This is a genomic window from Pseudorhizobium marinum, from assembly GCF_000705355.1.
In the GTDB taxonomy this organism is placed as follows: Bacteria; Pseudomonadota; Alphaproteobacteria; order Rhizobiales; family Rhizobiaceae; genus Neorhizobium; species Neorhizobium pelagicum.
In genome coordinates, this window is sequence record NZ_JMQK01000087.1 from 1 (window position 1) to 303 (window position 303).

The following is a 303-nucleotide window of genomic DNA, read 5'->3' on the forward strand; positions in this document are numbered from 1 at the left end:
CTTGCGCATCAGGCCGTAGTTCAGCGAAGCGCGGGCGAAATCGCGGATCGAATCGTCGAGGTTGTACATCGCCATGGCGACGCCGGCGCCGGGGGCGTCGAACACTTCGCGTTCGATGACCTCACCGTCCTCGCCGACGAACTTGATCGTCAGCTTGCCCTTGCCGGGGAAACGGAAATCGGTGGCGCGATACTGGTCGCCGAAGGCATGGCGGCCGACGACGATCGGCTGGGTCCAGCCGGGAACGAGGCGCGGCACGTTCTGGGCGATGATCGGCTCGCGGAAGATGACGCCGCCCAGGAT

At 65.7% G+C, this 303-nt stretch carries 1 pseudogene; it reads right to left on the reverse strand.

The window, feature by feature from the left end:
• A pseudogene (locus tag EO99_RS0125505) lies at positions 1–303 on the reverse strand (NADP-dependent isocitrate dehydrogenase); the annotation flags it as partial.